This is a genomic window from Fructilactobacillus sp. X2R1C3, from assembly GCF_059901425.1.
In genome coordinates, this window is the sequence record NZ_JBWXUW010000015.1 from 1 (window position 1) to 261 (window position 261).

Consider the following 261-nt stretch of genomic DNA (forward strand, 5'->3'; position numbering starts at 1 on the left):
GAAGAATAAAGAAAAAAATACGCCTCTTGTAATTAATTCTTCAACAATAGGTGCAATAAGTGCCTGAAAAATAAATACAACTAATATGAAATACCAAGTGACATTAGAATAATCATGTTGATCCAATTTTGAAAAATAATGAGATACACATACATGATATGTCAAATAAATAACAAGTGTAATCACTAAATAAATGATATTAACATTAGAAAACAACTTTTCTTTTTTTGACTCAAATACATTATATTCAATAGATTGTTT

General features: G+C 23.8%; 1 pseudogene. It reads right to left on the reverse strand.

What is annotated here, in order from left to right:
- Positions 1-261 (reverse strand): annotated as a pseudogene (locus tag AC6UDD_RS06965) (hypothetical protein); the annotation flags it as partial.